This is a genomic window from Xanthomonas sp. WHRI 10207 (genome assembly GCF_040202975.1).
Classification (GTDB): domain Bacteria; phylum Pseudomonadota; class Gammaproteobacteria; order Xanthomonadales; family Xanthomonadaceae; genus Xanthomonas.
The window spans coordinates 418,464-425,647 of sequence record NZ_JBEGDX010000004.1; the positions used below are offsets into that span (position 1 = coordinate 418,464).

A 7,184-nucleotide genomic window follows, 5' to 3' on the forward strand; every position below is an offset into this window, starting at 1 on the left:
ATTCGCAAGAGCTAGAGCGCAAACGTGGCAAGCTTTTGCTTTCGTGGCCTGTTACCTTCCGGCGGCGGCCAACCGCCGTTACGAATCCCCAATCCCCACTCCCTAATCCCCGCCCAATGCGCCTGCTGCTAGTCGAAGACAATGCCGATCTCGCCGATGCCATCGTGCGGCGCATGCGCCGTAGCGGGCATGCGGTGGATTGGCAGGCCGACGGGTTGGCGGCGGCCAGCGTGCTGCGCTATCAGAGCTTCGATCTGGTGGTGCTGGATATCGGGCTGCCCAAGCTCGATGGGCTGCGCGTGCTGGCCGGGATGCGCGAGCGTGGCGATACCACGCCGGTGCTGATGCTCACCGCGCGCGATGGCATCGAAGACCGCGTGCAGGCGCTGGACGTGGGCGCGGACGATTACCTGGGCAAGCCGTTCGATTTCCGCGAATTCGAAGCGCGCTGCCGTGTGTTGCTGCGCCGCAATCGCGGGCAGGCCAGCGAGGTGGTGCAGATCGGCGGATTCGTGTTCGACAACGCTGCGCACACGGTGATGCTCGACGGTGCACCGATCGAATTGCCCAACCGCGAATACCGCCTGCTGGAAATCCTGATCGGGCGGCTGGGTCAGGTGGTCGGCAAGGACGACATCGGCAACGGGCTATTCGGCTTCGACGACGATGCCGGGCCCAATGCGATCGAACTGTATGTGGGCCGTCTGCGCCGCAAGCTGGCAAACGCGCCGTTACGCATCGTCACCGTACGCGGTGCCGGTTACAAACTCGAAGAAGCCGACCCGCATGCGCCGGTGGAGCCAGGTAGCGATGGCTGAGCCGCTGACGGTGGCGCCGTCGATCCGGCGCACCTTGCTGCTGTATCTGGGTAGCCTGTCGCTGCTGGGCGCGGTGGTGCTGTTTTTTGCGGCGCGCGATTACGGCGAGCGTGCGGCTAACCGGTCTTACGATCACCTGCTGGTGTCCTCGGCGCTGTCCATCATCGATAGCGTGGCGCTGGTCGGTGGCGACTGGCAGGTGGATCTGCCTTACGCCTCGCTGGATCTGCTTGGCATGGCGCCGGAAGATCGCGTGTTCTACCGCGTATTCGATGCGCAGGGCCGCACCATCACCGGCGAAGACACGTTGCCGTTGCCGGCGCGCGCGCCCAGCGATGAGCGCCCGTTGTTGTTCGATGCGCAGTACAGCGGCGAGCCGGTGCGCTTTGCGGTGGTGATGCATCGCGTTGCCTCGGCCTCGGGACAGGGCGAGGTGCGCGTGCAGGTGGGCCAGACCCGGCGCGCGCGCGATGCGGTGGCGCGCGATGTGGTGCTCAATGCCTTGGTCGCAATCGGTGTGTTGTCGCTGCTGGCGTTGGGATTGGTGTGGCTGGGCGTGTACCGCGCCTTGCGGCCGTTGCAGCGCATCGAGCGCGACCTGTCGCGTCGCGAGCCATCGGATCTGAAGCCGCTCAACGTGCCGGCGCCGCAGGAAATGCAGTTGATGGTGACCGCGCTCAATCGCTTCATGGCGCGGCTGTCGTCCAGCAACGAGACCTTGCGTGCGTTCATGGCCGAGGCCGCGCACCAGATGCGCACGCCCTTGGCCGCGTTGCGTGCGCAGGCGCAGCTGGCCATGGACGACGACGATCCGCGCGACATGCAACGCAGCCTGGCCGCGATCGAGCGCAACGCCAGCCACATGAGCCGCCTGCTCAATCAATTGCTCAGCGATGCCAGCGTGATCCATCGCTCCAACCTGCAGCGCTTTGCCACGGTGGACTTGGCCGAGGTGCTGCACCAGGCATTGCATGAAGCGCTGCCGCGCAGCGAAGGCGCGCCACGGGTGCAATTGGCTATCGACCCGCAACCGGCGCTGCTGCGCGGCGACGCGTTGCTGCTGCGCGAAGCGCTCAAGAACCTGATCGACAACGCCTGCAAATACGGCGCGGGCGCGCCGCTGCAGGTGGCGCTGACCAGCGATGGCAATCAGCACGTGCTGACCATCGCCGATCACGGGCCGGGCATTCCGGCCGCCGAAGCCGAGCGTGTATTCGAGCGTTTCGTGCGCGGTCCGGATGCACCCGCGGGCGGCGCAGGCCTGGGGCTTGCCATCGTCAAGCGCGTGGTCGAAGCGCATGGCGGGCGCATCGATCTGGCCAATCGCATCGGTGGCGGGTTGATCGCCTCGTTGCACTTCCCGGGAGGAACCGCGTGATGCGCAGGCTGTGGGTGATGCTGTTGCTGCTGGTGCACGGCATGGCGTGGGCAGCGCCGGGCGATGTGCGGCGCTTTCCCGCGCAGGGGCCGGTGCATGCGCAGCTACGCGTGCAAGGGTCCACCGATCTGGAAGTGTTCGGCGCAGTCATTCAGGACTACCAGCGCCTGCATCCGGGCACCGAGGTGATCTACGAAGATGTGATTGCCTGGGACATCTATGCGCGCTACCTGCATCCGGGTGCCGGTGCGCCGATGGCGGATATGCTGATCAGCGCCAGCATGGATCTGCAGACCAAGCTGGTGAACGATGGGCACGCGCTGGCCCACCGCTCCGCGCAGACCGAAGCGCTGCCGGCCTGGGCGCAATGGCGGCACGAGGTCTTCGGCATCAGCTACGAGCCGGTGGCCATCGTCTACAACACGCGCAAACTCGACCCATCACGCGTCCCGCGGACGCGACGCCAGCTGCTGGCGTTGTTGCGCGCGCCGGATGCGCCGTTGCGCGGCAAGGTGGGCACCTACGATGTGGCGCGCAGCGGGGTGGGCTATCTGTTCGCCACCCAGGACGGGCAGGTGGGCAGCATTGCCGGCGCGCTGCTGGCCGCGTTGGGCGCAAATCAGGTCAAGCTGGAAGAGCGTACCGGCACCTTGCTCGACCGCGTCAGTCGTGGCGAGTTGCTGCTGGCCTACAACGTGCTCGGTTCCTACGCGCAGGCGCGCATCGATGCCGGTGCGCCGCTGGGCATCGTGCAGCCGCAGGACTACACGCTGGTGGCGCTGCGCACCGCGGTGATTCCCAAGACCGCACCGCACGCACCGGAAGCGCGCAGGTTTCTCGACTATTTGCTGTCGCCACGCGGGCAGCAGGTGCTCTCGCGCGAAGCGCGGCTGATGCCGATCCTGCCGGCCGCCGGTGGTCGTGGCGGCTCGGCGCAACCGCCGTTTCGGCCGATTCCGCTCGGCCCCGGCCTGCTGGTGTATCTGGACAAACTCAAGCGCCGCCAGTTCCTGGAAGCGTGGCGTGCGAGTACGCAGCCGCCGCGGTAGGGCGTGGCATTCGCGGTGATGCAGAGCGTCATGCTGGTGTGGTCGTTGCCGGCCAGCATCATCGGCGGTCGCACAATGCCGATACAGTGGTCGCCTGCTCCGCACAGTGTCAGCGGGCCTCAGCCACTAGCCGTGGGCAGCCAGCCAAGCGCAGGTGCGGCACACCGACGCGCCCATGTGCCAGACTTGGCAGATGGCCGATCTCACCATTCTCGTCGCCGACGACCACCCGCTGTTCCGTGCCGCCGTGATCCACGTGCTGCAGCAGACCCTGCCGCAGGCGCAGGTCGTGGAAGCCTCCAGCGCCGCCACGCTGAGTGCGATGCTGCGCTCGCACCCGCAGGCCGAGCTGGTACTGCTGGATCTGGCCATGCCGGGCGCGCGCGGCTTCTCGGCGCTGTTGCATGTGCGCGGCGAGCATCCGGATATCCCTGTGGTGGTGATCTCCTCCAACGATCACCCGCGGGTGATCCGGCGTGCGCAGCAGTTTGGCGCGGCCGGTTTCATTCCCAAATCCACGCCGGCCGAATCCATCGGCACCGCCGTGGCTAGCGTATTGGATGGCGGCACCTGGTTTCCGCCCATGACTGCCGAACGTTCGGAGGCCGACGCGCAGCTGGCCTCCAAACTCGCCCAGCTCACCCCGCAGCAGTTTCGCGTGCTGCTGAGCCTGGCCGATGGCCTGCTCAACAAGCAGATCGCCCACGAACTCGGTCTGGCCGAAAACACCGTCAAGGTGCACGTCACCGCCATCCTGAAAAAGCTGGACTGCTACAGCCGTACGCAGGCCGCGGTACTGGTCAAGGCGCTTGAGCCGGAAGGCGAGGGCTGAGGGCTCGGCATCGCTGACGGGCTTGGAGCGGCAAAAAAAGTCGCGAACAGTCGTCAGTTGGGTGTGGACGGCGTCCTCATCATCGAAGTGTGCGAGTGGTGTGTTCCGCAGAGAGCACCGGCCGCGCAGTTATTGTGTTGGCTGTTCTTGGTTGAGCGGGGCAGGCCGCGGACTGAAGATCGACGCGGCCGCGCCCATCGCGATCTCGAAATGCGAGGTGCCGTCCATGACGTATGTCATTCCGCTCGCTGGCGATAGAACACCATGCCGCCGTGGTGCAACTCGTCTGTGCTGACAAAGCGGCCGTCGGCAGTGAATCCGCTGTCGTCCCAGTAGTGGATGGTGTTACCGGTCACTTCATAACGGCCCTGGTAGGCGCTTTGCCGTGCATGGCGTGCTTCGTCGTAACGGCCGTTGGCCAACAAGGCTTGGCGGATCTGCCCATCGCGGGTGACCCACATGCCGACGTAGGAATGCTGTTGCATGGGCGTGGCTCTGTGGAGTGGGGAAGGCGTCGCCGCCACATGGCGTGCAGCGGCAGCAAGCGGTGTGGCGTTGCAGAGCACGGCGGCACCTGCGCCGAGTGCAACGGCAATAGCGGTGCTCATACGTGTATCGGTCATGTGTCTGTCCTGCGTTGCAGTTGGGCGGGTGCACGCTGCAGCACCGCGTCGTAGGCGGCCAGATCCAGGTACGCATCGACCTGCACGGCCTTGCCGTCGCGCATGCGCAGGATCCACACGTAATGATTGCGATAGCGACCGCCGTTGGGCAGGTCGGCGGCGCCTTGCCATTGCACGATGACGTGTTCGCCATCGGCCCAGAGCTGCCGCTGCAGTGGGCGCAGCGGCGACGCCAGGCGCTGGGTCAATGGGCGCACGGCCGTGTCGATCAATGTGTCGCGGCCACGCAAGGTGCCTGCGCTCGGGCCGGAGCCGTGGATGGTCCACACCACGTCCGGCGACAGCAGTTCTTCGAAGAATCCGGTGCCGCCTGCCTGCCAGCGTGCGAATGCGGCATCGACGCGTTGCGTATTGCATATCTGCTGCGATGTGCCGGCGCAGCTGTCGGCGGTGGCTGTGGGCACCGGAGCGATTGCCCCGGCTGCAGTGAACGCGCTGGCGGCGATGAACAGTGCTGCCGCGATGGCGGATGGTCTGGTCATGTGGTGCTCCTTCGCGTCAGCTGCGCAGTTGCAGCGCGTGCGTGCCGTAGATCAGCTGCTGCGCCATCGGCCGGCCGATGAAACGCTCCGGGAAGATCGGCGCCAGGCCGCTGACCCGATCCAGCTGCGCCAGTTGGTCGTCGCTGAACACGATCTCCAACGCGCCGAAGTTGTCTTCGGCCTGTTGCAACGTGCGTGCGCCCATCACCGGCGAGACTACCGCCGGATTGCGCAAGGTCCAGGCAAGCGCCACCTGCGAGCGCGAGGCGCCCAACTCGTCGGCCACCGTGCCAACCACATCGGCGATCTCCAACGAGCGCGCAGTGAGATGCCCGGTCGAGGCGATCACGCCCTTGCGGCTAGTGGATACATCCGCCGCGTTGTCGTCGGACAGATCCGCGCGGCTGTACTTGCCGGTCAGAATGCCGCCGCCCAGTGGCGACCACGGCAATACGCCAAGTCCCAGCTCGCGCGCCATCGGTAGCAACTCATGTTCGACGGTGCGCTCGACCAGGCTGTATTCGATCTGCAGCGCGACCAAGGGCGACCAGCCACGCAGATCGGCCAGCGTCTGCAATTGCGCCACGCGCCATGCCGGCGTGTTGCAGATGCCGATGTACAACACCTTGCCCGACTGCACCAGATGCTCCAGCCCGCGCATCACTTCGTCCGGCGAGGTGGTGAAGTCCCACGCGTGCAGATACAACAGGTCGATGCGATCGGTGTCGAGTTGACGCAGGCTGGTCTCCACCGAGCGGATCAGATTGAGACGGTGATTGCCGCCGGAATTGATGTTGTCCGCATCGCGCGCCATGGTGAATTTTGTCGCCACCACAAAGCGCTCGCGATGCGGCTTGATCAGTCTGCCGACGATGCGCTCGGAGCCGCCGTTGGTGTAATTGACCGCGGTGTCGATGAAGTTGCCGCCGCGATCTGCGTAGGCATCGAAGATGCGCTTGGCTTCGCCTGCATCCGCGCCCCAGCCCCATTCCTCGCCGAAGGTCATGGTGCCCAGCGACAGCGGCGAGACGCGCAGCCCGGAGCGGCCGAGCAGGCGATAGTGGTCCAGAGAAAGTGTCTGACTCATGCGTTGTATCTCCCGGCAGTGGTGTCGTGCGTCATGCGATGTACTGTGCCGCCGGCCGGTGAGTCAGCGTGAGCCTGGTGATCCGGCATCCTTGCCTGATCGTCCGAATCGTCAACGCAGCATCGTCACGCAGCCGCAGCCGCAACCGCTTGCATGCACTGCAGTGTTCGGTTCGATGTGCGCGGGGTGTTGCCACGTCGAGTGCAACGCGCCAACGATCACGCACGCAGCGGTCGTACGGCCCCTGCAGTGAGTGCGCGTATCAGAGACAAGGCGGTGCGCCTTGTTGGGTTGGCGAGTGAGCGACCAAGACGCCAAGATCTGCGACTTCGCTGCGCAGGGTCCTTGCCCGCACACCCTCGCGTGTCACGCTGCAAGTACGTCGATGTGGGCTCTTCTGCGGCATCCATGCTGCGTAAGGTCCCGCGACTGTGGGCGGGCAGGGGCTAGTCGAGTTGATCGGTGTGCATAGCTTTCGATAAAACAGTTAGCAAACTGTCTGGTGCGGTGTCATTACCGCACTCTCGACGCTGTGAGTTTGCTGCAGGGCCCTTGCCCGCCCACCGTCGCGGGACACGCCGTGAATCCATTCCTGGAGGCTCTTACGCGGCATCCATGCCGCGTAAGGTCCCGCGACGGTCGGCGGGCAACGGCTAGTTGAGTTGATCGGTGTGCATAGCTTTCGATAAAACAGTTAGCAAACTGTCTGGTGCGGTGTCATTGCCGCACTCTCGACGCTGTGAGTTTGCTGCAGGGCCCTTGCCCGCCCACCATCGCGGGACACGCCGCAAGTACGTCCCTGTAGGCTCTTACGCGGCATCCATGCCGCGTAAGGTCCCGCGACGGTGGGCGGGC

Annotated in this window: 7 protein-coding genes; 4 read left to right on the forward strand and 3 right to left on the reverse strand. The window is 65.5% G+C overall.

The features are described from left to right. The first annotated feature begins 116 nt into the window (after nt 1-116). From ABQU90_RS16160 to ABQU90_RS16175, 4 genes are all read left to right on the forward strand, one after another. Nucleotides 117-818, forward strand: coding sequence for a response regulator (locus tag ABQU90_RS16160; RefSeq protein WP_323522412.1), 702 nt, complete (start codon nt 117-119; stop codon nt 816-818). Beyond that, on the forward strand, nt 811-2,196 hold the full coding sequence (locus ABQU90_RS16165) for a sensor histidine kinase N-terminal domain-containing protein (RefSeq protein ID WP_323516580.1): 1,386 nt from the start codon (nt 811-813) through the stop codon (nt 2,194-2,196). The genes ABQU90_RS16160 and ABQU90_RS16165 overlap by 8 nt, the downstream gene beginning before the upstream one ends. Then, nucleotides 2,196-3,245, forward strand: coding sequence for an ABC transporter substrate-binding protein (locus ABQU90_RS16170; RefSeq protein WP_323522411.1), 1,050 nt, complete (start codon nt 2,196-2,198; stop codon nt 3,243-3,245). Before ABQU90_RS16165 ends, ABQU90_RS16170 begins: the two co-directional genes overlap by 1 nt. 193 nt (nt 3,246-3,438) lie before the next feature. Beyond that, nucleotides 3,439-4,077 (forward strand): response regulator, encoded by a 639-nt coding sequence (locus ABQU90_RS16175; RefSeq protein WP_055850273.1) that lies wholly within the window; start codon nt 3,439-3,441, stop codon nt 4,075-4,077. A 236-nt stretch (nt 4,078-4,313) separates the two neighbouring features. Here ABQU90_RS16175 and ABQU90_RS16180 read toward each other — a convergent pair whose 3' ends face one another. The 3 genes from ABQU90_RS16180 to ABQU90_RS16190 are packed head-to-tail and all read right to left on the reverse strand — an operon-like array spanning nt 4,314 to nt 6,329. Then, on the reverse strand, nt 4,314-4,685 hold the full coding sequence (locus ABQU90_RS16180; protein ID WP_323522621.1) for an Atu4866 domain-containing protein: 372 nt from the start codon (nt 4,683-4,685) through the stop codon (nt 4,314-4,316). Nucleotides 4,686-4,696: 11 nt separating this feature from the next. Next, nucleotides 4,697-5,242 carry a nuclear transport factor 2 family protein gene (locus ABQU90_RS16185; protein WP_323522410.1) on the reverse strand — a complete coding sequence of 182 codons (546 nt, stop codon included), beginning with the start codon at nt 5,240-5,242 and terminating at the stop codon, nt 4,697-4,699. A gap of 16 nt (nt 5,243-5,258) precedes the next feature. Continuing rightward, nucleotides 5,259-6,329, reverse strand: a complete 1,071-nt coding sequence (locus ABQU90_RS16190; RefSeq protein WP_323522409.1) for an aldo/keto reductase — start codon at nt 6,327-6,329, stop codon at nt 5,259-5,261. Nucleotides 6,330-7,184 lie beyond the last annotated feature (855 nt).